The 24320-nt window shown below is 61.4% G+C and carries 22 protein-coding genes and 1 tRNA gene; 19 read left to right on the plus strand and 4 right to left on the minus strand.

The window, feature by feature from the left end; all coding sequences use genetic code 11:
* The first annotated feature begins 33 nt into the window (after positions 1–33).
* From ahcY to VMF11_07545, 16 genes are all read left to right on the plus strand, one after another.
* Positions 34–1305: an adenosylhomocysteinase gene (ahcY, locus tag VMF11_07470; protein ID HTU70147.1), complete on the plus strand. Its 1272-nt coding sequence runs from the start codon at positions 34–36 to the stop codon at positions 1303–1305.
* Between the two features lies 1 nt (position 1306).
* Positions 1307–2533 (plus strand): methionine adenosyltransferase, encoded by a 1227-nt coding sequence (metK, locus tag VMF11_07475; GenBank protein HTU70148.1) that lies wholly within the window; start codon positions 1307–1309, stop codon positions 2531–2533.
* A complete protein-coding gene (locus VMF11_07480) occupies positions 2533–3105 on the plus strand; it encodes a hypothetical protein (protein ID HTU70149.1) in 573 nt (190 codons plus the stop codon). The genes metK and VMF11_07480 overlap by 1 nt, the downstream gene beginning before the upstream one ends.
* A gap of 54 nt (positions 3106–3159) precedes the next feature.
* Entirely contained in the window at positions 3160–3762 is a 603-nt protein-coding gene (locus VMF11_07485) for a hypothetical protein (GenBank protein ID HTU70150.1), read from the plus strand.
* Positions 3763–3766: 4 nt separating this feature from the next.
* The gene (locus VMF11_07490; protein HTU70151.1) at positions 3767–4216 is read left to right on the plus strand and encodes a DUF2214 family protein; all 450 of its coding nucleotides are present in this window, start codon (positions 3767–3769) and stop codon (positions 4214–4216) included.
* 82 nt (positions 4217–4298) lie between these two features.
* A complete protein-coding gene (locus VMF11_07495; GenBank protein HTU70152.1) occupies positions 4299–4469 on the plus strand; it encodes a hypothetical protein in 171 nt (56 codons plus the stop codon).
* Between the two features lie 69 nt (positions 4470–4538).
* A tRNA-Asn gene (locus tag VMF11_07500) sits at positions 4539–4614 on the plus strand.
* Positions 4615–5938: 1324 nt separating this feature from the next.
* Complete coding sequence (locus VMF11_07505; GenBank protein ID HTU70153.1) at positions 5939–6295, plus strand: hypothetical protein; 357 nt, start codon at positions 5939–5941, stop codon at positions 6293–6295.
* 1 nt (position 6296) lies between these two features.
* Entirely contained in the window at positions 6297–8057 is a 1761-nt protein-coding gene (locus VMF11_07510; protein HTU70154.1) for a hypothetical protein, read from the plus strand.
* Positions 8058–8099: 42 nt separating this feature from the next.
* The gene (locus VMF11_07515; protein HTU70155.1) at positions 8100–9602 is read left to right on the plus strand and encodes a secretin N-terminal domain-containing protein; all 1503 of its coding nucleotides are present in this window, start codon (positions 8100–8102) and stop codon (positions 9600–9602) included.
* A gap of 9 nt (positions 9603–9611) precedes the next feature.
* Positions 9612–10271, plus strand: coding sequence for a hypothetical protein (locus tag VMF11_07520; GenBank protein HTU70156.1), 660 nt, complete (start codon positions 9612–9614; stop codon positions 10269–10271).
* Between the two features lie 245 nt (positions 10272–10516).
* Positions 10517–10939: a hypothetical protein gene (locus VMF11_07525; protein HTU70157.1), complete on the plus strand. Its 423-nt coding sequence runs from the start codon at positions 10517–10519 to the stop codon at positions 10937–10939.
* A gap of 252 nt (positions 10940–11191) precedes the next feature.
* Positions 11192–12907 (plus strand): TIR domain-containing protein, encoded by a 1716-nt coding sequence (locus VMF11_07530; GenBank protein ID HTU70158.1) that lies wholly within the window; start codon positions 11192–11194, stop codon positions 12905–12907.
* Between the two features lie 344 nt (positions 12908–13251).
* Complete coding sequence (locus tag VMF11_07535; protein ID HTU70159.1) at positions 13252–15177, plus strand: tetratricopeptide repeat protein; 1926 nt, start codon at positions 13252–13254, stop codon at positions 15175–15177.
* A gap of 43 nt (positions 15178–15220) precedes the next feature.
* Positions 15221–15532: a hypothetical protein gene (locus VMF11_07540; GenBank protein HTU70160.1), complete on the plus strand. Its 312-nt coding sequence runs from the start codon at positions 15221–15223 to the stop codon at positions 15530–15532.
* Positions 15532–16416, plus strand: coding sequence for an NAD(P)-dependent oxidoreductase (locus VMF11_07545; protein ID HTU70161.1), 885 nt, complete (start codon positions 15532–15534; stop codon positions 16414–16416). Before VMF11_07540 ends, VMF11_07545 begins: the two co-directional genes overlap by 1 nt.
* Here the strand turns inward: VMF11_07545 and VMF11_07550 are convergent.
* A complete protein-coding gene (locus VMF11_07550; GenBank protein HTU70162.1) occupies positions 16384–19458 on the minus strand; it encodes a hypothetical protein in 3075 nt (1024 codons plus the stop codon). The genes VMF11_07545 and VMF11_07550 overlap by 33 nt on opposite strands.
* A 57-nt stretch (positions 19459–19515) precedes the next feature.
* Here VMF11_07550 and VMF11_07555 point away from each other — a divergent pair, with 57 nt between their 5' ends.
* Both VMF11_07555 and VMF11_07560 read left to right on the plus strand, forming a co-directional pair.
* On the plus strand, positions 19516–19881 hold the full coding sequence (locus tag VMF11_07555) for a cytochrome c (GenBank protein HTU70163.1): 366 nt from the start codon (positions 19516–19518) through the stop codon (positions 19879–19881).
* 123 nt (positions 19882–20004) lie between these two features.
* Positions 20005–20853: a PP2C family protein-serine/threonine phosphatase gene (locus tag VMF11_07560; protein ID HTU70164.1), complete on the plus strand. Its 849-nt coding sequence runs from the start codon at positions 20005–20007 to the stop codon at positions 20851–20853.
* Between the two features lie 78 nt (positions 20854–20931).
* Here the strand turns inward: VMF11_07560 and VMF11_07565 are convergent, their stop codons facing one another.
* Both VMF11_07565 and VMF11_07570 read right to left on the minus strand, forming a co-directional pair.
* Positions 20932–22686: an aspartyl protease family protein gene (locus VMF11_07565; protein ID HTU70165.1), complete on the minus strand. Its 1755-nt coding sequence runs from the start codon at positions 22684–22686 to the stop codon at positions 20932–20934.
* Between the two features lie 103 nt (positions 22687–22789).
* Positions 22790–23476, minus strand: a complete 687-nt coding sequence (locus tag VMF11_07570; GenBank protein ID HTU70166.1) for a helix-turn-helix domain-containing protein — start codon at positions 23474–23476, stop codon at positions 22790–22792.
* A 59-nt stretch (positions 23477–23535) separates the two neighbouring features.
* On the opposite strand from VMF11_07570, the gene VMF11_07575 reads away from it, so the two are divergent.
* Positions 23536–23772 carry a VOC family protein gene (locus tag VMF11_07575; protein ID HTU70167.1) on the plus strand — a complete coding sequence of 79 codons (237 nt, stop codon included), beginning with the start codon at positions 23536–23538 and terminating at the stop codon, positions 23770–23772.
* Here VMF11_07575 and VMF11_07580 read toward each other — a convergent pair.
* Positions 23762–24271 carry a helix-turn-helix domain-containing protein gene (locus VMF11_07580; protein ID HTU70168.1) on the minus strand — a complete coding sequence of 170 codons (510 nt, stop codon included), beginning with the start codon at positions 24269–24271 and terminating at the stop codon, positions 23762–23764. The genes VMF11_07575 and VMF11_07580 overlap by 11 nt on opposite strands.
* Positions 24272–24320 lie beyond the last annotated feature (49 nt).

The raw sequence follows: 24320 nt of genomic DNA on the forward strand, positions 1-24320 counted from the left end.
TTCTCTCGCCCTTCGCTCGTTAGGAGTTCCATCGTGCCCGTCACGGAAAAGCTTGCTGGTGATGTCAAAGACCGCAGCTTGGCAGACGCCGGCCGCTCGCGTATCGCGTGGGCGGGAGCGTACATGCCGGTGCTTGCGCAAATTCGCGATCGTTTCGAGATCGGCAAACCCTTGCGTGGTGTGCGGATCGGCGCATGCCTGCACGTCACGACCGAAACCGCAAATCTGATGCTCGCGCTGCAGGCCGGCGGCGCCGAGATCGCGCTGTGCGCCAGCAATCCGCTCTCGACGCAGGACGACGTTGCCGCCGCGCTGTGCGAGTACGGCATCCCGACCTACGCGATCAAGGGCGAAGACAACGCGACCTATTATTCGCACATCGAGTCGGTGATCGCGACCAAACCACAGATGTCGATGGACGACGGCTGCGACCTCGTGACGACGATCTTCACCAAGCACAATCATTTGCTCAAGGAGATGATTGGCGGCTGCGAAGAGACCACGACCGGCGTGATTCGTCTAAAAGCAATGGAAAAAGACGGCGTGCTGCCGTATCCGGTCATCGCGGTGAACAACGCGCTGACCAAGCACATGTTCGACAACCGCTACGGCACGGGTCAATCGACCATCGACGGGATCATTCGCGCTACCAACGTGCTGATCGCGGGCCGGACGGTCGTCGTGGTCGGGTACGGCTGGTGCGGACGCGGCATCGCGGCGCGCGCCGCCGGGTTGGGCGCGCACGTCGTCGTGACCGAAGTCGATCCGCGCAAGGCGATCGAAGCGGTGATGGACGGTTATCGTGTGATGCCGATGACCGACGCGGCCAAGACCGGCGACGTGTTCGTGACGGTGACCGGCAACTACCACGTGATTCGCGAAGAGCACTTCCACCTGATGAAAGACGGCGCGATCGTCTGCAACTCCGGTCATTTCAACGACGAACTGGATCTGGACGGTATCAAGCGTCTTGCGAAGGGCGTCAATACGCCGCGCGCGTTCGTCGAACAGTACGAATTCCACGACGGCCGCAAGGTCTGCATTCTCGCCGACGGACGGCTGGTGAACCTGGCTGCGGGCGAGGGTCATCCGGCAGCGGTGATGGACATGTCGTTCGCCAATCAGGCGATGGCGGCTGCGCATCTGGCGAAGAATCACGCCAATTTGAAGAAGCACGTCTATGACGTGCCGGTCGAGATCGACGAAGAGGTTGCCAAACTGAAGCTCTCGTCGATGAACGTCGAGATCGACGTGCTCACGCCCGAGCAGGTGAAGTACATGGCCTCGTGGTCGGAGGGAACGTAGTATGGCCGAATATCGCAGACTCTTCACTTCGGAGTCGGTCACCGAGGGCCACCCCGACAAAGTTGCCGACCAGATTTCCGATGCGGTGCTCGACGCGCTGCTCAAAGACGATCCGTACTCGCGCGTTGCGGTCGAAACGTTTGCCATCACCGGACAGATTCACATCGCCGGCGAGGTGACGACCAAGACCTACATCGACATCCCGCGGATCGTACGCGAGACGATCGCCGACATCGGCTATACGAAGTCCGCCGTCGGATTCGACGCCGAAACGTGCGGCGTGAGCGTCTCGATCGACGAACAATCGCCGGACATCGCGATGGGCGTCGACAAGTCGCTCGAGGCGAAAGGCGGCCGCGACGACGAATTCGAGCAGACCGGCGCGGGCGATCAGGGCATGATGTTCGGGTACGCCTGCAAGGAAACGGTGGAGCTGATGCCGCTCCCGATCGTGCTTGCGCACAACCTGACCCGTCATCTGGCCGCCATGCGCAAGAACGGCGACATCCCGTACCTGCGCCCGGACGGCAAATCGCAAGTCACCGTCGAGTACGACGGCGACCGCCCGGTCCGCGTCGACGCCGTGGTCCTCTCGACCCAGCACGATCCGGATATTTCGCTCGAAGTGATCCGAACCGAAGTCACCAACAAGATCATCAAGCACGTGATTCCGAACGGAATGCTCGATAAGAACACCCGTGTCTTCGTCAATCCGACCGGCCGTTTCGTCATCGGCGGGCCCAAGGGCGATGCCGGCCTGACCGGACGCAAAATCATCGCCGATACCTACGGCGGCATGGCGCGTCACGGCGGCGGTGCGTTCTCGGGCAAGGATCCGACCAAGGTCGATCGCTCGGGCGCGTATGCGGCGCGCTGGGTCGCAAAGAACGTCGTCGCATCGGGGCTGGCGGATCGATGCGAGATCCAGGTCGCCTACGCAATCGGCGTTGCCGAACCGGTGAGCGTGCTGGTCGAAACCTTCGGCACCGCAAAGATCGCGGAAGAGCTGATCGCGAAGGCCGTCAAAGAAGTCTTCGATCTGCGTCCGGCGGCGATCATTCACTACCTGAACCTGCGCCGCCCGCTCTACAAGCAAACCGCGGCTTACGGTCACTTCGGGCGGCCCGACCTCGACTTGCCGTGGGAGCGGCTCGACAAAATCGATGCGCTCCGAGCAGCGACCGGGTTTACCGGTGAGGCCCTGCGCGTCCCGAACTTCGCGCAGTAATGAACGTGTTCTCGGCGCTCGCCGCCGTCATCATCGCGATCACGACGGTCCAGCACCCGACGCTCCTGCGAGCCGGGACGCGCATTCAGTGCGTGCTCGGCACGACGGTCGATTCGAGCACGGCGCGCAGCGGTGACGAGTTCATCCTGCGCGTCGCCGATGACGCCCACCCCTCGCTCTACGGTGCGGTGATCCAGGGCCACATTACGCACGTGCGTCAAGCGCGCGGGATCCTGCCGGCGGAGATTGCGTTCTGGTTCGACGATATTACGTTCTTAGATCGTACGCGCGAGCCGATTCGAGCGTACGTCATCGCACCGAACGTGACGCAGCGCGTGGCGGTGCCGCCTCAGGCGGCCGTTCCGCCGCCCGGACCGCCGCGCTTGCCGAATACCCAGAGTGGTCCGCCGGCCCGTTCGACGATCGTGTGGCAGACGCAGATCGGCACACGCGCCGGGCAGACCGCGCAGACCGGCGGCGTTGCCTATGCCGCAAAGACCGGCGTGCCGCTGGTCGCTCGGCAAGGAATGCTGGTCACGATCGAACTCGCGAGCGACCTCACGACTCCTTAATCTGGACCGGAACGCGGCGCGAGGTTCCGGCGTTTGGGTGGATAAGGAGGCGACATGAAGTTTCGTAACAGTTTCATGGCGGTGGTCGCCCTGGTTGCCTTCGTCGGCACGACGCTGGTCGCGTCGGCCCAAGAGTCGCTGACGCTCTATCAGGGCGCGCAGATCAACGCGCGCATGCGCACTCCGATCGACACGGGCAAAGCGCACGTGGGCGACCGGTTCGTAATGGACGTCGTGCCGCCGTATCCGAGCGGCAACCCCGCTTTTCAGGGGGCGATCATTGCCGGTGAGGTTACGAGCGTGACGCCGGCGGGGCAAGGACGCAAGCCCTCGATCGGTTTGCAGTTCGATTATCTTCGCCTGGCGGACGGCAGCACGGTCGATATCTCGGCCACGATGACCCAAGACCAGCGCAAACAGGAAGAAAAGAGCGGCGTCAAGGTTGCACTCTCGACGCTTGGAGGCATGTTGCTCGGCAACGCGATCGGGAAGACGATCTTCCACACCGGCGGCGGCGGCATTCTGGGCGCGGCCGGCGGCCTGCTTTACGGAATAAACGGCAAAACGAACTTTACGTTACCCGCTGGATCAAACGTGCAGATCACGCTTAACCAAACGGTGACGATTCGCCGCCAAGCGCCGAACACACAGCAGTAACGATATGCTTCTCGACGTCGTGCTGGCGTGGTTGCATTTTCTGTGTATCTTCTTTCTCGTCAGCACGCTCGTTGCGGAGCTCGTGCTGTATCGGCAACGAATGGACCGCTTCCGGTTGGAGCAGCTGCGGCGGGTCGATACGCTCTTCGGTATCAGCGCGGTCCTGGTAATCATCAGCGGGATCTTGCGCGTGACCTTGGGCCTCAAAGGCGCCGCGTTCTACATGCACAATCCGTTCTTCTGGACGAAGATGGCGCTCTTTCTCGCCGTCGGGCTGCTCTCGATTCCGCCGACGGTTCACTACTTGCGCCTTAAGCCCGCGTCCGACGGGGCCGGAAGCGTCGAGATTCCTCCGCGGGCGTTTCGCGCCACCTGGACGTTCCTGAGTTGCGAGATCGTGCTTTTGGCCCTCATCCCGTTCTTTGCGACCATGCTCGCCCACGGGTACCAGTAGGGTTAACTAATTTCTTAGTTGACAAACCGGCGGCCGGGAAGTAGCATGGAGGTATCAACTAATTATTTAGGAGATACCGGAAATGCTCGCTCGCTTCCTCGTCAGCTCGATCGCCGCCCTCGTGCTCGTTTTCGCCGGAATTGCGGCACTGGGGACTGCGATCACGCCGCCCGCGCTCAAGATCATCGCCACCGTCGTCGCATGCCCCCATCCCGATTCGAGCTACGTGGCCAGCTACGCGCGCACCTTATAGCCGCGGCCGACAAGGCTGCTTGCATCAACGCACCGCAATCCAGTAGAATCCCGCAGTACCCCTGCGCGTTCCGGATTAGCTCAGTTGGTAGAGCAGCTGACTGTTAATCAGCGGGTCGCTGGTTCGAGTCCAGCATCCGGAGCCAAGTAACAAACGACCACCCCACGATGGGGTGGTCGTTTGTTACTTCCACTCGTGATGCTGTGACGAGAACCGTCATCCTGAGCGAGCGCAGGATGCGCGAGTCGAAGGACGAGTCCAGCATCCGGAGCCATTTCGACCGGCAGAATCCTAGAGAAGCGGGGGATTCTGCCATTCCCCGGCGTGTCAACCTGCCGATTCTCGGTTTGGTGGCACAGAAGTGGCACGCCACGACCGAGGCGGCGGAAAGGTGCGCTATAAGGTGTCTTGTGGCACAGTGACGCTGGTCGCTGAGCCCCAAACAAGCTCCGATGCGCATTTCGCATCCTTACGGCGACCACAAGAACCTGTGACCCGATATCGTAACGATTGACCTACTCGACGGGTTTGCAAGGGGCCCATTTCCGTGGTGGCCGGCACTGGGTCGATATCCTCATCAGTCTTCTTGGCCGCCCCCTCGCGAATGCGATCCATATGTTAGTTGGTTTGAGTAATGTCGGCGTCCTCAGCAGTCGGCTAAGGAGGACGACGCGAGGCGCGAAAATGCCAACTTGTAAGACCCGCGTGTGGCATAATCCATTCGGCCCATAATTGGATTGACCACATTAAGTGTCGGCCCACCAAAAACGTCGCTCGCCAAGATTCATTTACTGGCGCGTGGATGCGCCGCAGGTGTCCTAATATTCGGCTGGAACAAAAAGTAACGGGTGTGGGCTTGGCAATTGTTTGCTCCCGCGCGCAATTCGTTAATCTTCACGTAACGGAGGATCGCTTTTGTGATTCGTGAGACTGCACGCAGAGACTTAGCACATCGTCTGATTCTGGCGTGGATCGTAGTGGTAGCGCTTCTCTTGACCTCCGTGGGAAGGGTTGCCGCCGTCACCGCGAGGTCTGCAGCAATTGGAAAACCGGCGACCGAGGCAATCACGAGCCTCTCTCAATCCCGCGAGGGCCAAGCGCCCACGTGGGTCATCGCGTTTTCGGCGGCTAAACCGCTACACCGAGTTTCTAACCAGGCGAGTGTCACAGAGCTGTTTTTAAGCAATACTACGTGCCCTTCGACTGCAGCAATACGCACGGAAAGCGTTGCTCGCGTCTCACCTAGCAATGCGGCGTACATCTCCTGTAGCGAGGAGGGAAACACTGCCGAGTTACAGTTTAGATCCGCGCTGAACGATCGAATATTACTTGCGCCGGGCGCTACGTCTCTTACAATTAGTATTCTTGCGGCACCCTCAATGGCCCAGAGGCGCCCTCACATCATTCCGAAAGGGACAACGCTGGGGAGGAATTTTTTCAACGTCGAGGGCCTGCAGCGAGCATCCGAAATGGAACAGTCTGCAGAGCGCGACAATCTCCAGCTCCTCATAAAGACCAACCGTGGCACGACCATCGCGAACAACGCGACTACCAGACTCGCCTCGCTACCGAAGCCGTTTCGACCGATTTTTCTTAACAGCGGCCCGTTCGCTGGCGAGGCAAATGGAAGAGTCGTGAGCGGAACGAGGGTTGAATTCTTGGGGCACGGGGGCGACGAGCAGACCGCGCTGGAGTTAACGCGCGTGTACTACTTTGTCTATGACTCCAGGACCGGCTCGCTGCTATTGGCTGGGGATCAATTGGCACCCGACGACTTGGCAGTTCGCTATGGATTGACGCCAAATCGGCTCGCGGGGGTAAAATAAAGTGAGTCAACACTACGCATTTTCGACGGTGGCGCGGTGCGCTGTCATTCTGTCGGCCGCATTCATTCTGGTCGCGTGCGGCTCGTCGGCATCTGGATCGAGGAAGGCAACAACGGCTACTGGCACTGCGGGCATTATCGGTATTGACAATTACGACGGCTCACTAAATTGCCCACCCATTAGTCCGTATCCGGCACAGGCAGAAAGTGCTACGCAGCAGACGTTTACGGCGGATGGTTGGGGCACGCAGACTCAAAATGACCCTCCGAATATGACCAACTCGATGTTTACCTCGATTATGAACAGTGTGAACGCGCTGTTCTATTTTGGACACGGTGCCACTGGTATTGTCGCGTTTCCTAACGCGTGCTCGTCCCTGGAAGGTGGCAACACACCACCGAGCAGCACATATTGGGGCATTGGTGACTTGGCAGGGCAATATCCTAAGGCAACCGGCGCGCTCAACTCGACTTTATATCTTGGCTGGATGTTCTTGTTTAGCTCAGACACTGTCGCACCGGATGCCGAACAGGACTCCAGCGACGCGTCTAATGCGCCTGGTGCGGTCGCGAACCCGTGGGAACCCCTGTTTTACAACTCCGGCATACCCCTTCACGGCATATATGGATATTGGCAATCACCCGGGGAGTGCACGGTAGAGGGAGCAGAAGACAACCGCGCCTGCGACGTCGAGTCAGAGGACAATCCGCCGGTGGCTTCGATGCTACTTCAGCAAATCTGGAATCCGACTGCGAATGGCGGAGCGGACATCCTGGACGCTTGGCAACAATCGAATGAGGACAATAACGAGTCAACGTCGTGGTCGGCTGAAATGGATAACGATTACGCCGTTCTGGATACCTTTTCGGGAACGCCCAGCCGATCCCAGGGTGGCGTGTTGGAATTCGATAGCCCTTATACGGGCCTGGAATACACAGATATAGTCGTTAAACCCGTAGCTGGCGTTTTAAACCCGGTGGCTGATAACAATGAAACTTTGAATGTAGCCTCCGCGGTCGCCTCGGGAGATTCCGCCATGTCCGCCGGGTCGTACACGACGGTAACGAGCGGTGGTACCACCACTTACACGTCTGTCGGCGGTCTTCAGGTAACGTATTACCAAGGCACGTCGGGCGGCGTAACGTACCATGGACATGCGCTGGAGAATCCGATGGCAGTTTCACTTTCCACTGCCGAGACCGCCGCAACCGAGTTTGTTGACAACTCCTTTGGCATGCCATCAGACGCGACGCTGTCGGACGTAATCTCATTCTACCTGAAGGTGACCGGCGGAACCAATATGTTAATCGGTTATGAGTTCGTGTGGACACATTCGAGCGGACCAGTGTTTGGCGGCGATGCAATCAAGGTTGATGTTGAGGATTATCACTACATCGGCAGTTCTACGTGCGAGGAATGGATAGAGGACGGGTCGCACTTCATTTGCGGCAAGTACGTCTACACGTACGACGACGAGCCAAATGTCTCGTATGGCTATCGCTTATGGCGTAGCACCGGGGGAGGTGTGGGATCCACGATATCGCGCTATGACACGGGAACGAATACGATTGATGCCTACACGGCTTCGCTTGCGACACCCGAGTCGGGTAACATCGCATCGTATGAGCTGGGATACTGGACAAGCTCGATATCGGTTCCGACCACCATTGCGGAACCGGCCTGGATCTTTACGTCGACGACCGGACGTACCTACGCCGTAGATGCCGGTTCGGGAGCGCTTATCGGAACTGAAAGTCTTTGATGTTCTGCTCATCTTTAGAGTCGCAATAATCGTGTACTTGCTGTGGGTGATGTCGTAAAGATCGGGGGATTGCTCCGGCTAGGGCGATGGCGGGCGCGCGCACTTGGTTGTGCGATTCTTTACACTGTGCTGTGCACAGGAGGCATCGCGCTAGGGGCATCGGAGTTTGTTACGGGCGTTAAGGTCGAGGGTCTCGCCGGTGGCTACACGCGGGTCGACATAACCTTTGCCGGAAACGCGCCGCCTAATTTTCAGCTTTCCGGCGATGGCGGACAGACCGTGCTCGTTCAGATTCCAGATTCTTCTGCGAGTGGGGTTGTTCTCAATCACCCGTATCTCGGTGCCAACGGGGTCTCGTCTGTCACGGTTACTGACATCGGCGCGGTGACCGTGCGCATCGATCTTACTCAGCCGCTGCATGTTGTAGCGGTAGCCTCCGGGCATGATCTCGTCCTCGACGTCGATACGTCGCCAGCGCTTTCGTCCGCCCGGACGCAATCCACTTCTACCGGGCCAGCGATTGAAGGCGCCAGGACCTATGTCGTGGTGCGTCTTCAGTATGCGGATGTCGGCGAGGTCGCAAACCTACTTGTAAGTGGGCAGCAAGTTCAGCCGACTGCTCCGTTCCAGCCCCAAGGGTCCATCTTTAGCCTGCCGACCTCCGCCGGTTCGCAGAGTGTAAATAGTGGTGGCATCAGTAGCCTAACCGGGCCGCAGGAACCGCTCGGAGCTAGGTTGAGCGATTCAGTCGCGTATGATCGTCGTCTCAACGCGATTATTCTGTCTGGAACCCCGGCGGAGATCGCCGCGATGCGAAATCTCATCGCGCAAGTAGACGTACCGGCGCAGAGCGTGATGCTTGAGTGCAAAGTCGTTGAGATGAGTGAGGCGACGGCCACTGACTTGGGGCTCGGTTTGAATGCGGGTGCGGGCACGCCTGTCGCGGTGGGGACAGTAGCTGCCGGCGGTACGCCGGGATCGAAGCCGCAATATAATTTATCAGCTCAGGCCAATCTTTACGCGACGATAGAGCGCGATGGCGGGAAGGTGCTCGCTTCGCCGAGTGTGCTCGCCACGGACAACGTGGCGGCGCAGATTCTGACCGGCGACGCGTTGCCAATCATCACAACGACTATCTACCCGGGAGGCACGGCAGTAACGCAAAGCAGTGTTAATTACATTGCGGTTGGCGTAAATCTCCAGATTCAGCCACACGTAGCGAGCGATGGCTACGTTACTTCGGATATCTTTGCTGAAGTGTCTAGCGTGACCGCATATGTGACGACGTCGCAGGGAAGCGTGCCCGAGATTAGCCTTAGGCAGATCACTACACTGGCCCGCGTGAGAGATGGCCAGCCGTTTGTCGTCGGAGGTCTCTTTCTCAACGAGGAGATAACGTCTATGACCCGGATTCCTGTCTTATCCGAGCTACCTCTGCTCGGTGGGCTATTCCGAGCGCGTCACGACTCATCGAGTCTTTCAAATCTTTACGTCGTTGTCACTCCCCACATTTTACATTCGAGCGCGGACCAGGGGTCGCAGTAAGGCCTGATCGTGCGGTATCTGAACGTAGTTGGATCGATCTTCACCATCGTTATTTTTGCGCTGGGCTGTACCCATCGGCAAACCGCAAATCAGCCAAGCGACATTCACTTCATGAGCCCTGGCGTGAAAGAAATCGTGGCAGCTTTGCTGCGCACTGCCTCCGAGCCGGCGAAAGCTCCACCGATGAAGAGCGAACGCTTACGCCAGCTTATCGGTCTGCCGCCGCCGCCGCCGCATTATGAGGCATTCGGGATCCCAGATCACGGCCACGGTTTTGTTTATCGCGAGATCATAGGCGAAAACGGTGACCGCTTCTTCATACGGCCGATCAATTGGTACGTTGGACGCGTACCTTACCGCTGGCAAGATGTACTTTCAGCGGCGTTACAGCTGGCTCGACCGCTGCTAGCTGGGTACAAGGATCACCCTCTCGCGAGCGGCGCTCTATTTACTGCGCAAGGAAAGCCCGCTGTTGAATTTATCACAACGGTGGGCTCGAGTCCGGCTGGAATCGATAGCGATTTTTTGGAAGTCCTCGTCTATCTGCCAGGATCGACGCTGTTCGATGTCATTGTGCCATGCCGCGGATGGACGACGCCGCTGCCGCGTCCGACGCCGGGTCCCAAAGACTGCGAGAGCCGGTGGGAGAAGCTTGCCGAGCGCACATGAGGCGCCAGGCAGTCGGGACGATTATCGCTGCCGCAGTTCTAATCGTGTTAGCCTCAAATGCCCGGCCTCTTCAAGCGGAGGGAGACGCTAAGCGCGTCCTCTTTGTTGGTGCTAGCGAGACACTTGGTTTCGGGCTCAGGCCAGGAGAGGATGCTTACCCGCAAATACTTGAGCATACTTGCGGATTTAAACCCATCGTTAATGCAGCGGTAAATCGCCCAGTTCTCGGGCGAAACGTCTCGGCCGTGAACGTTGCTGCAACCGTAATCTTCATATCGCAGTTTGATGCGTCCAGCGATGTGACCATTAGCTCCATCCGGTATTGGCTTAAACGCTACGAACGGGTAGTAATTGTCGAGGCCCCTTTAACCGGCGAAGGTGGCCTGAGCTTTTCCGACTTACTATTCGCGCAGCGTGCGCTTTATCAGAAGATGCGTACGGTTGCAGATAGCCTGAGGATCCCGGTAGTGCTCCTTCGGCTTCCATACTCACCGAGTGAGTATCTGCAGGCGGATAAGATCCATCCTAACGCACTCGGCCAGCGGGAAATAGCGCGGCAATTGCAGCCGTATCTAGGGGAACTGGGCATCTGCAGAACGTCACCAGATCCAAGATTGTCGGTGGCGCCTGCTGAAAGCAAGACCACAGCTCGGGGAGACTTGTCATGATCGAACTCGTCTGCCGGCAGCGTCAAATCCTTGATGCCAGGCGCGCTTCACGCAATGCGAGGACGCTGTCGAGCGCTGGCACCGAATCGCGCGGAACCAATTGCACGCGCAACGCTTCCCCGCCTCAAGGTCGTCGCCAAGCGGCTCACCGCTCGACCGAGTCCAGCAACCCCGGTTGAATCGAATCCGGCGCGTCAAAACAGCGGCGGAAGCATCGCGGAAATTCACGCCATAGGCTCGAAGAGACAGCAGGTGAGGCGGCTTTCGGTACCGCGATGGCTGCGGCGAACACTGTTCCTCATCGCGGTATATGCTGCCGTGATGTACGTTTTCGTGCAGCTTCCCGGCGGCTGGCACGACTGGGATTGGGCAGCGTTCAACGTTCTCGACGCGTTGCAGCACGGGGGCCCGGCAAAGCCCGACCCGTCGATCGTCTACGTCGATTTCATGTACGACGCAAATAGCGCCGCGATACCTCAGCGAAGACGCGCCCTCGCGACGTTCATCACGACGGCGGTCTCACAGAAACCCCGCGCGATCGTCCTGGACTTCGCGTTTTCGAGGTGCCCGGATACGCCGTGTGACGCGCAGTATTCACGGGCGAACGAAGCGCTGCTCGTAGCCCTCAACGCCGCGCATCGTAGCGGGGTAAACGTGTTTGCTACGATCACCGAGCCCAACGCCGTCGACGATGAAGGGCTTCCCGACAATCAGCCCGCGAACAAGCTCGATCGCGCGATTTACGAAGCCCTCGCGAACTACGGACACAGCGGCATCGAGGTTCATTCCGGGGAAAAACCGCCCGCGTACGCCGGCGAACTCTACTATCATGCCTGCATCCCGTTCGATCGCTGGCCGCCGCTCTTTTCGGGAAGCAGCCTGCAGGAAGATATCTGGTCGCTCGTCGATGTGGCGGCCGATTCGGATCACGAATCATTCCCGCCGCCGCCGGGAAGCCCGCACGTTTGCAATATTCGCATGCTGATACCCGCGCGTTACGGAGCAGTGATATCGGGAGCCGAAACGCATCGCATTACGGTGCAGCAGCCATTCCCGCCAGATGCGAACTTCGCGGGCAAGTTCGTCATCGTCGGTGCTGCCGAGCACGACGTGCATGAAGAGTCGCACCACCCCGGTCCGGATCTGCTCGCCTGGGCGATCGGCGATGAGCGCGCGTTTCTGCGGTTCGATCCGGCAACGCCCGACCGGCCCGGCGCGCTGCTCTTCCTCGTCATCGCGTTCTCGCTGATCACGGTCGGCGCATTCGTCGCGTTGTTTTTCGCATTGCGGCGACTGCCGCTCGGCGCGTTGCGCTCGGCATTGCCCTGGATTGCCGCAGGGCTCGCCTTGGGCTGCGGAATCGTAGTATTCATCGCTTTCGAAGTCGCGATGTTTACGATGGCGAATAAAATCCAACCGCAGGTCTCGCTCGTCGCGCTCGGTATGCTCCTGGCCGCAGTCCTCTGCGGCGTCTGGGGTGCCCGCATGGAGTTCGAGGTGTTGCAGCAGATCGGCGGCGACCCCACGCGCGAAGCATACGACTGGGACGTCTTCATCAGCTACGCGCATGAGGAGATGGATTGGGTCGTCGCCAACGTCTACGAGCCGCTGAAGCGCGCGCAGCCGGCAAACGGCAGAGCGTTGAAGATCTTCTTCGACAAAAATTCCATCCGGTACGCGGCCGTCTGGCAAGACAACATCGTGCATTCGATCGCCGGGAGCCGCTTCGTCGTTGCGGTTTTCTCGGAGGTCTATTTTAGCCGCCCGTATTGCAATTGGGAGATCCGCCGCGCGTACCGGAAGTTGATCGACCGCGGACTGGACTCGCGGGTCGTCTTTGGGGTGATGCGCGGAAAGGTCGCGGTCCCGAAGGCGATCGATGACATCCAGTACGAGAGCATCGAGGACAACCCGGGACTTATGGATCAGTTCATCGCTGAAATTACCGCGCGCCTGGAGCAAACCTGAGCAGACCTGAGAAAACCTGAGAATTTCGGGCGCGGCGAAGGAAGGAGGGCTCCCCCTCTTGGAGAGAAAGCGAGTTCGAGCCGGGTACGACTTTAGAGGGAGGTCCCCGAACCGTGAAATCGTTCAAGCCAGTACTCGTGGCAGTCGCTGCCTTCGCTTTTATCGCCTGCGGACTCTGCGTTCAGGCGTCGGCCGGCACGCTCGTACCGCCTACGTGCGGCGGCTTCAGCAATGCCTGCGGCTCGTCCATTCCTGGCGGCCAATAAGAGATAGGTCGCGGTAAGTCGCCCGCGGCTGCGCGGGGACACCATCGAGGCAGCACGCTGCCGGCTGCGGCGGCTTGCTTGGTTTTTTGTGTTGCGGCCATCGGACCGGTGCGCGCCGACGGGCGCCTTCCGAGCGTGGTCGATATTCGGGTCGGAAGCCGCAGCGACGCCGATCATGTCGACGGTGTGACGGTTCGAACGGTCGCCGGTCAGGTATCGGAACGTCGCCTCGAATTGGGCGATAGGATCGGCAACGAAACGATCACCGTACCCGCGAATGACACGATCGTGCTGGGCGCGCCGGACGGCCGCGGCCGAATGACGCTCGAGCCCGGCGGCACGTATTCGTTTCAAAACACGGGCAGGCTCGAGAAGACGACGGTGGAAGCCCCGGGGCGCGTCGAGGTCCACGATCCGCTCGGGTTCTTCAGTAACATAACGGCAGGGGGCGTCGCGGCTTCTTCCGAGGACCCCGACTTCTCGATCGCGGTGACCGCTACGAAGGTGACGCTCACCTCCGCGAAGGGCCTCGTCTATGCGGAGGCGCTTCCGGGCGTCAGCGTCGTCGCGAACGCGCCCTGCACCACGATGCCGCCCGCCTACGGCGTGCGCTACGACGAAGTTTCGCCGGATGCGCTTCGCACGATCACCTATACTCGCGGGATACGCCCGGCGGCAAACGTAACGCTGGCCGACGACCAGCGTCTAGCAGCGACGGGCAACGCGTACGCCGAGTATAATCTCGGCTCGCGCTACGAAAACGGCCGTGGTGTCGCCAAAGACGATGCGATCGCATTGCACTGGTACCAAAAGGCCGCCGATCAAGGTCTTCCCGATGCCGAGAACAAGCTCGGCGCCATCTACGATTCGGGACGCGGCCTCAAGCGCGACTATGGCAAGGCGCTGCATTACTACAAACTCGCCGCGGCTAAGGGCTTTGCCGAAGCCGAGAAGAACGCCGGTTCCGTCTACGACGACGGGCGCGGTGTGCCCGTGAACTACCCGACGGCGCTGCACTTTTACCGCGAAGCTGCCGCGCAAGGCCTTGCGAGCGCGCAGGACAAGATCGGGGTTCTCTATCGAGAGGGACACGGCGTCAGGAAGAGCTACCCGACGGCATTACAGTGGTTTCGCCTCGCCGCCGCACAGGGGTTGCCCGACGGACAGTTTGACCTCGGGCTGATGTACGCGGTCTACTTTGACGAAGCACGCGTGCCGCAGGACGAGGGAGCCGCGCTGCGACTGTTTCGTCTCGCCGCTGCCCAACGATATGCGCTGGCGCAAACCGAAATTGGCATCTTGTACTTGTACGGAGTGGGCGTGCCGCAAAACTACCTTGCGGCGCGGGAATGGACGAAACGTGCCGCCGATCAAGGATCCCAGTGCGGCGAGAGAAACCTCGGCATGTATTACGAACTCGGCTTGGGTGTCCCGCTGGACTATGCGGCGGCGTTGCATTGGTATTTGCTCGCGGCGGCCCAGGGCAATGCTCAGGCGGACTGGCGGATCGGAGCGTTCTACGAAAACGGCGACGGCGTTCCTCAAAGCTATGCAGCCGCGATGCACTGGTATCAACTCGGAGCGGCGCTGGGCTGGGCCGGAGCGAAGTTCGCCATCGGAGAGATGTATTATAACGGACGCGGCGTGACGCGGGACTATACGACCGCCATGAAGTGGTATCGGTCGGGGGCGGAAGATGAGTCCGAGGCGGCTGTGCTCCCCTCGGCGCGGCTCGGCGATATGTATTATGAGGGGATCGGTGTACCGCGTGATTACTCCGCGGCGCTGCATTGGTATCTCATCGCAGCCTCGCCGCTCCCGCCGTATGCCACGATCTTTCCCGACCTTTATCACCTGCTCGATCCGGCTCGCGGCCGCGCGCACTATCGGCTCGGCCTGATGTACTACTACGGCTACGGCGTGCCGCGCGACCGCGTGAAAGCGCTCCAGTGGTTCAAGCTCGCTTGGGCCGACGGCTATCCCGAGGCGAAGTTCGCTCCGTAGGAACCGCCAGGCGCGGATCGACGAGCCGTCGTAGCTGGAACGCATGGACGAGGAAGACGATATCCGCAAAGAGGTCGAGGCTGCCGACGCCACCGGAATGGTTGCAAACCAAGAATTGCTCGCGTCGTTCCCTGCCGCGGCGCTGCGCGGTGCGCTTCCTCCCTCGCACCATGCGCACCAGTCGATCGGGCGGCTGCAGGGCGAGCTCGCGAAGCCGCGTCCTAGCCGGGAAGCGCTCGAAGAACATGTGAACGCGCTGCGATCGGTTCGCGAACTCGAGGCGACGATCGCAAATTGGTGGGACAGCCCGATCACGCAGCGGATCGTTTTCGACCTCACCCAAATCGGGCTCTAGTGAACGATAAGCCCGCCATCGGATTCATCGGAACGGGGACGATGGGCAAGCCGATGGCGCGCAACCTTCTGCGCGGCGGTTACCGCGTGTACGTGCACAATCGCACGCCCGAACGGCTGAGTTCGCTGGTCAGTGAAGGCGCGTACGCGCCGGGACCGCCCGCCGCGGTCGCCTCGCAGGCCGGGATCGTCATCACGATGCTGCCCGGCGTCGACCAACTCGAGTCCGTGCTCTTCGGAGACGACGGGATTGCGCAGGGGCTACCGGCCGGCGCGCTCTTCATCGACATGAGCACCATCCATCCGCAGGCCGCACGCGAGGCCGCGCACCGTCTGGCGGAACGCGGTATCGAAGCTCTCGACGCACCGGTGAGCGGCGGAGAGATCGGGGCGCTCGAAGCCACGTTGGCGATCTTCGCCGGCGGTTCGCGAGCCGCGTACGATCGCGCCGAACCGGTGCTGCAGTGCATGGGCGCTCCCGCCTACATGGGCGCATCGGGAACCGGACAGATCGCAAAACTGTGCAACCAGCTCATCGTCGTCGCGACGGTGGAAGCGGTCGCCGAAGGATTGGCGCTCGGAAAAGCATGCGGAATCGACGTCGAGCGCCTGCGTGAGACGATGCTCGGCGGCTTTGCGGCAAGTCGCGTTCTCGACGTGCACGGTAAACGGATGATCGCGCGTGACTTCACGCCCGGCGGCGCGCTGAAGCTTCATCTCAAGGATTGGGAATCGATCCAGTGGGCGATGACGCAGGCCGGCCTCGACTTGCCCGAAGCACGCGCCGTATTCGAACGTGTCACCCAAGCCGTCGCACGCGGATTGGGCGATCGCGATCAGAGCGCCCTGTACCTATTGCTCAACCAACCCGGGAATCACCGGTAACGGGCGCAGCCCTGCGCGCGTGAGGGTGCCGTTGAGTTCCGGAATCGAACGTGCATACGCGTTGTACGCGCGTAGCGCGCTGCGGTACTCCGCATCGATGCGGGCGTAGAAGTTCGCCGCGGCGGGCGTGACGATGCCTTGCAGCGGGAACGTTCCCATCGTCGTGAAGGCCTGATCGAGATTCTCGCGCAGCGCGCCGGGCCGTGAGACCGAGTCCTCGCTGTTCGTATAATCCGCGGTGAGCGCAGCCATTACCGCCGCATGCGCACCACGCGCGCGCGCGAGCGCCGTCGCGCCGCTCGACCTCGCCGGTTCGGCGTCGAGCGCCTTTCGGATCGTATCGAGATGGTTGAGCATCGTGTCTACGCTCGAGTAGATGCGCGTGAGCTTCATGAAGGCGTCGTAACTCTGCTGCATCTGCGCGAGCGTTTCGGTCGCCTTCGGGTCCGCTTTCACCGCGAAGCGGCGCACGAACGTGCGGCCGTCGAGCGTGATGCGCGCCGCGTAGGTGCCGGGCACCACCATTGGGCCGTCGTCCGGACCTTCGAACGCCGGGTTCGCAGCGCCCGTCCATTTCACCGGCGGCGCAACGTCGAAATCCCACACGATGCGGTTGAGCCCGGCGGCGTTTTTGCCGGTGAGCGTGCGCAGCACGTGTCCGGCCGCATCGAGAATCGAAATGCGCGGCGCGGCAGCTTGCGGCGTGGCTTGATAGTAAGTAATCGGCACGCCGTACGGCGGATTGGCCGCAGCGTAGTTCGTGTACACGCCTTCGGTGTTGTTCGTGAGGTTGTATTCGTACGAGGTACGCGGCTGGAACAGCCATGCGCGCGCCGCGACCGCGGTGGGAAGGTCTTGCAGCGGGCGGATGTCGTCCATCACCCAGATCGACCGACCGTGCGTCGCGAGCACGAGATCGTCGAATTGCGGTTGGATGCGGATGTCGCGAACCGAGACCGCCGGCATGTTGTTGCGAAGACTCTGCCAGTGCCTGCCGCGATCGTACGAAACCCACACGCCTTCTTCGGTTCCGAGATAGACGAGAGCGGGATTGCGGTCATCGGGGCGAATCGAGCGCGTCCACAGATCGGGCGACAACCCGTTCACGATCGAACGCCAGTGCGCGCCGTAATCGCGCGTCACCCACACGTGCGGGGCGCCGTCGCCCATCAGGTGCGCGTCTTGTACCGCGTAGGCGGTACCGCGCTCCAGCGGCGAAGGTGCGACGGTTTCGAACCGGCCATAGGTGTTGGCGCCCGGCGGCGTGACGTTCTTCCAGTGCGCGCCGCCGTCGCGAGTCATCTGCACGTACCCGTCGTCGGTGCCCACCCAGATCTCACCGGGTGAAAGCGGCGAGCCTTCGATATCCAGAATCGTGTCCGAATACTCTGCACCGGTCACGTCGTGCGTGATCGGACCGCCCGCCGGCTGCTGATGCGCTTTGTCGTTGCGGGTGAGGTCCGGGCTGATCGCGCGCCAGGTGTATCCGCCGTCGGTCGATTGAAAGACGACGTTGGCACCGAACCACGCGACACGCGGATTCCACGGCGCAAACCCGAGCGGCGACTCCCAATTGAAGCGGTAGGGGCTCGTCGAGATATCGTAATCTTGCTGCACGCTCGTCCAATATGGTTGGACGATCGTGTATTCACGCGAATCGCGCTTGTAGGTGAAGAGCGCGCCGTCTTGTCCGTCCGACCAGATCAGATTCGGATTGCGCGGATCGGGGATCGCCCACTGGCCGTCGTCGTCCCAAACGATCGCGTACCAGAACGCGTTCGTGTTGCCGGCGAGGTCGAGCGAATTCGACGGTCCGCAATAGGAGTTGTTGTCTTGCAGGCCGCCGCAGATCGTGTACGGGTTGTCGTTGCCCAGGCCGACGCGATAGAACTGTCCGATCGGGAGGCTGGCCCAAAACGTCCACGTCTTGCCCGCGTCGACCGTGAGCGCGTAGCCGCCGTCTTCACCCACGATCATGCGCTTGGGATCGTTCGGCGCGATCCATATCGCATGAAAATCGCCGTGCACGTTGTCCGCAATCGCTTTGAACGTTTTGCCGCCGTCGGTGCTTTCGGCGAGCTGCGTGGAAGCGGTGAAGACGTGATCGGGGTTGCTCGGGTCGACTTCGACGTGCGAAAAGTAGAAGGGCCGCTCGTCGACCAGCGTATTCGAACTCACCAGCTTCCACGTCGCTCCGCCGTCGTCCGAGCGCCAGAGAATGCCGTGTTTCGATTCGATCAACGCGTAGACGCGATTCGGGTCGCTCGGCGCGACCGCGAGACCGATGCGGCCGGTGATGCCGCCCGGCAAGCCGTGACCGGTGAGCCGGCTCCACGTTTTGCCGCCGTCGGTCGAACGGTAGAGGCCGTCGCGCGCGCCGCCGCTGCGGAACGTCCACGGGCGGCGCTGGAACTCCCAGACGCCCGCATAGATCACGTTCGGCGCCCGCGGGCTCATCGCAAGATCGGAGACGCCGCTCGTTGGACCGATATCGAGCGTCTTGCGCCAGCTCTTGCCGCCGTCGAAGGTCACGTACGCGCCGCGCTGCGAGGAATTCGCGAAGACGTCGCCGAGCGCACCGACGATTACGTGTTGCGGATCGCTCGGGTCGATGAGAATGCGCGAGATGTATTTCGTTCCGCGCAAGCCCATGTTCGTCCAGGTTTTTCCGCCGTCCGTCGTTTTATAGACGCCGTCGCCGTAACTCACGTCGTTGCGCGGATTCGATTCGCCGGTTCCGACCCAGACCGTCTCGTCGTCGCCCGGATCGATCGCGACGGCGCCGATCGCACCGACGCCCGCCTTGTCGAAGACCGGCACCCAGGCCGCGCCGCCGTCGGTGCTCTTCCACACGCCGCCCCCGGCGGCGCCGATGTAGTAGAGGGCCGAATCGCGGCTCGATCCGGCGACCGCGGTCACGCGGCCGCCGGCGATCGCGGGTCCGGACGCGCGCCAGTCGAGGTTCGACGTGGGGAGCTTTGCAGCGGCCGCGGCCGCCGGCACGAGCAGCAGCGCGAGAATGACAATCAGGCAACGTCTCATGACGTTCAGGAATCGACGTTGCGTTACCGAAATACTTCGCCTGGGGGCGTTAGGCTCGTGAACTTCGTGATCTCGATCATCATTGGAATCATCGCTTCTGCCAACCTCGTACAAGCCGGGCCGTCGCCGACGCCGAATCCGTTCGTCGACGGGCCGACGATTTACGCCGAAAAATGCATGGCCTGCCATGGCGATCAGGGCCAAGGCACCGCCGGTGTACCGATCCTCTCGGGCAACGGCGCGGTTACTGCCGCCAATCCCGACAACGTCATCGCGATCGTCAAGCACGGAAGACGCGCAATGCCGGGCTTCGAGAATCAACTCACCGAAGCCGAAATCGCAGGCGTCGTAACCTACATCCGCACCGCCTGGGGCAACGAGGGCACCTCCGTTGCTCCGTATCAGGTCGAGGCGGTGCATTAACCTACCACACCGCGATAGCCCGGCAAGGGGTCGCCTGAAATGAAACCGCGGCTATCAACGGGAATTTTCGATCGAACGCCTGCGATACATCGCGCGCGTCGTTCCGTTATCAGGTGTACCTCCATGACGTTTGACCAACGTGTCTATGCGCGACCGCTCGTTACCGAAGCGGTTCTTTCGCCTGCCCAGAAACTCGCCGCACAGGAGCCGCCGGCTGCCGCACATCTGAGCGAACAGGAGCGAGCGGCCGCCGAACTGCTCATCCGGCACCTGTTCGCGACCTCCGAACACCGGATCGACGGCGTGGAATACCACGCGGCGTACGCGCTTGCGGAGGGCGCGGTCGGCGGAGACATCGTCGACGTGTTCCATTTCGACAACGGAAACGTGGCGCTATCGATCGCCGATATTTCCGGCAAAGGTGCGGCGGCAGCGGTCCACGCCGCGGTCGTCAAGTACGGATTGCGCTGCTACGCGTCCGAAGGGCTGACGGCGGAACGCGTTCTGCGTTCCCTCGATCGCGTCTACATCGAGAATAACGCATTCGAGCGAACGGAGTCGTTTGCGAGCGTGTTCGTCGGAATTTTAGACCGGGATCGCCGCTCGCTCGCGTACGCTTCGGCCGGGCACGAGCCGGTGATGTTATGCCGGCCGGGCGCGGCGCTCGAGGTGCTGCACCCGACGGCACCGCTGATCGGCGTATTCGACGACCAGAACCATCTCTTCAAGCAGCGGCACATCGAGATCGAACCGGGGACCATCCTCGTCCTCACGACGGACGGCGCAACCGAGGCGCGCTCGCCGGGCGGTGAACTCTTCGGGATGGAGCGGCTTGCCGCGGCCGTATCGCACGCGGTCCGCTCGGCGACCACGATGGAGTACGTCGTCGGCGCCGTGATGCGGGAAGTCGAGCGATTTTGCGACGGACGCCTGCGGGACGACATCGCCGTGCTAGCGGTCAGGGTTTTCTAGAGGCGAGGAAGGCCCCCATGAGCTTTTCCGCGCTCGACGCCCACGGCAAGCGCACCATGCTGGACGCGGTGAACGGTCTTAGCGCAGAACCAGCGTGACGTTTCGAACCGTGCGCGCGTGTTGGATGCGAAGCACCAGCCGCGTGCCGGCGCGCGCGTCGACGAGCGAGATCAGATCGGCCCACGAGTAATTCGACGCATCTTTCCCGTTGATGGCGACGATTTGGTCGCCGGGAACGATGCCGGCAGCGGCACCCGCGGAGCCGGCGCGGACCAGAAGGATAATGAACGCGCCCGGAGTGTTTTTCACAAAGCCGAGTCCGGAGCGATTGACGCCGAAGGGCGTCACCCTCCGCTCGGGATCCAAATGCAGCGTCCCGTTCGCGTAATCGAACGTCGGAATGAAGCGCGAAAGAATGCTGAAACCCATGTTGCCGGCTTCGGTTCGCGAGGCGAACGAGCCATAGGTCATTTGCGTGAAGTTCGCGGCAACGCGGCGCAGAACGTGTCCGTCGAGGCGGAAGCGCGCAAGTATCTGCGCGCGTCCTGCGTTGCTCCCGCCCGTTCCTTGACTAACGGTTTTCTGGCCGCCGGAATAGCGCTCGAGCAAACCGGTCTGCTTGAGAAAATCGCCGAAGAGAATCAAGATCCCCGCATTTCCGGTGTCGGTACCGAAGAGACCCGGATGGCCGTCGGCCGCAGCATCAACGACCGGCATGTCCTCTTGATACTCGAACATCAAACGAAGGGAGGAACCAATTCCGCGGTGGTGATATAACGCGAGCGGCGTGAAGGTCACGGTGCGCTCGCCATAGTCGAGGCGAACCGCAAAGCGCTCGAACCACTCGAGCCCGAGAATGCCGGCCAACGGCGTTTTTTTGCCGCGCTCGTAAAACGAGTATGGATACGGAATCACCAGGACATGTTGATCGAGCAGCTCCGCCTTGCCGATGCGCAGGCTCCGCACGAACGTGTATTGAGTCGAGATCGTTCCGGAACCCGATCCGCCGCTCTCGCCCGCACCTTGCGCGTGTAAACCGAGTGCCTTCGCGGCCAGCGTGGTAAGAATCGCGTGTCCGCCGGTATCGAGGATGAACGGCATCGGCGTATGACCGTCGACCGATGCCCAGACGACGAGCTGCCGGCCTTCAAGCCTCATCGGAACCCTCGTTGACGTCGCGCCGCCGATCATGCGCATGTCATTCGGCGCGGTGGGCTTCGCGAAGTCGGAGTTGCGCGCGCGCGGGCGCACGACGTAGCGCGTTACGCTGAACGCGAACCCATCGCCGGGCGAACTTTGCGTTCCAACCGAGATCGAAAAGGGCAACACGCGCCCGCCAACGGTGCGATAGTCGGCGTACCGTGTGACCCCGTCATCCATCGGGAGCGGCAGTTGTTCGCTCACGCTCGCGAGCAAGTGCGTTCGCGTATCGATGGCCAGGTCGGCCGAGATGCCGCCCACCGGCCGAACGCGAATGACCACGACGGACCGGCCGTCCTCGACCCGCGTGCCGAGGCACGTGATCGTGGCTCGCGCGAGCGGATCGAAGTACTCGCGGCGATCGAGAAACGCGCTCGTAATTGCGCGTTCGCGCGCGAAGGGCGTGTCGTAAGGGTGGACACCGCCCGAAATATCTTGCGCCCAGGTCGTGGTGCCGTCGTATACTTCGGCGCTCGGTCCCATGGCGGCGACGTTGAACTGCTCGGCATAGCGTCCGCGGGCCACGTCCGTATCGAGGCGACCGGTTCCGTGCAAGCCGGAGATTGCGACCAGACCGTTCGCGGAGGTCTCGACCACGCCGTGCCATGTGTTGCCGCCGACAGCTACGCGCATCTGCGCGAACACATACGGCGCACGGCAGGCCGGCGGAGCCGATGGGGATGCAATCATACGCCGGTCAGGATAGCGCGCCGCGAGCTGCCGGTATTGAAGATCTTTAGCGAGCGAACGTGCGCCGGTAGGCGGCAGGCGAGAGACCGAGCGCGGCTCCGAACGCGCGCGTGAGGTGGCTTTGGTCGCTGAAGCCGCATTCTTGAGCGATGCGCGCGAGCGGTGTGCTGGTTGAGAGCAGCAGTTCCGAAGCGCGGCGTACGCGGGCCCGGCTCCGGAACCCGCTGGGCGTCATCCGGATGTAGCGGCGAAACTCGCGGCTGAAATGGGTTTGATGTACGCCGGCAAGCGTTGCCGCCTCGCGCAGCGGCTGAGCGGTCGACCATCCGAAATATTCGATGGTCGCTTGGAGCCATGCGGGGAAGACCGGCAGTTGGGTTTGCCCGCGCGATTCCAGCAACAGGCGCAGGCGTGAAAGGGCCACGCGCGCTTCGGGCGTGCCGTCGCAGCGTGTGAGGTGGAGGGCGGCAGCTTCGACGAATCCAGGCGTCATCGTCTCGTCCAGCTCGACGTTGAGGCACCGCGTCGCGCTCGTGAAATAATCGGAATGCTCTTCGCTCGGCGGGTGGAGAACGATGGACCCTTTCGAGTACGCACTCGGAACGCCGTCGCGGACTTCGGTATACGAACCCTCGAGGACGATCGTCGCGAAGGAGATTCCATGCCGGTGGTACCGCAGCGAGCTGGCATCGCGGTGCACGCTCTCGAAAACGCCCGAGTGATCAGTGCGCATCGCCCGGAGTTCTCCGTGCCGGCGCCCGACCCTAGCCGGCGCGGGGTATGATGAGATGCATGAGCGTTCACGTTTATGGAATCAACCACATAGCGATCGAGGTCGGCGACGTCGATAAGGCGGTCGCGTTCTACGAAGACGTGTTCGGACTAGAAAAGCTCGACGAGGGCGAGGGCGACGCGTTCTTCAAGATCGGCGAACATCAGTTCTTGGCAATCTTCGAGGTCGAGGAGACGCATCCCGATCGCACCCGCCACTTCGGGCTGATCGTGCAGGAGGCCGGCATCAGGTTTTGATGCGCTGCTTCCTGCGCACCACCGTTTCGTAGGCCTTCTGAAGCTCGAGCCGCACCGATCTCTTGCTACCGCGCCGCGGCTTGCCCAGATGCGACTCGCGCAGTTCGGCCATGAACGCGTTCCACGTCGGCGCGCCTCCCTTCTCGAGCAGCTCCGCGCGAATCGAAAGTTCTTCACTCACGGGAAGAAATCGCCGGCCCCATGCTCCGATCTGAGCGAGCACGGGCACGAGCGCAATCCCCGCTTCGGTGAGGCTGTAGATCACTTTTTGCTGGTGGGTCGCATCATGGCTGCGGGTGATGATGTCGTGCTCGACGAGCGTTTGCAGTCGCGCAGCGAGGATGTTTGAGGCAATTCCCTCTTCGGATTTCGTGAGGAGCTCGCGGAAGTGCCGGCGGTCGCCGAAGATCATGTCGCGGATCACGATTAGACTCCACTTGTCGCCGAGCACCTCCAGCGTGAGGTTGATCGGACAGCCGGAGCGTTGTTCGTTATGCAAAGTGCCAGCTCACTGTCTTCCTTGTAGGTTTCTAAATCCGGTGGTATAT

The organism is Candidatus Baltobacteraceae bacterium (assembly GCA_035502855.1).
Taxonomy (GTDB): Bacteria; Vulcanimicrobiota; Vulcanimicrobiia; order Vulcanimicrobiales; family Vulcanimicrobiaceae; genus Aquilonibacter.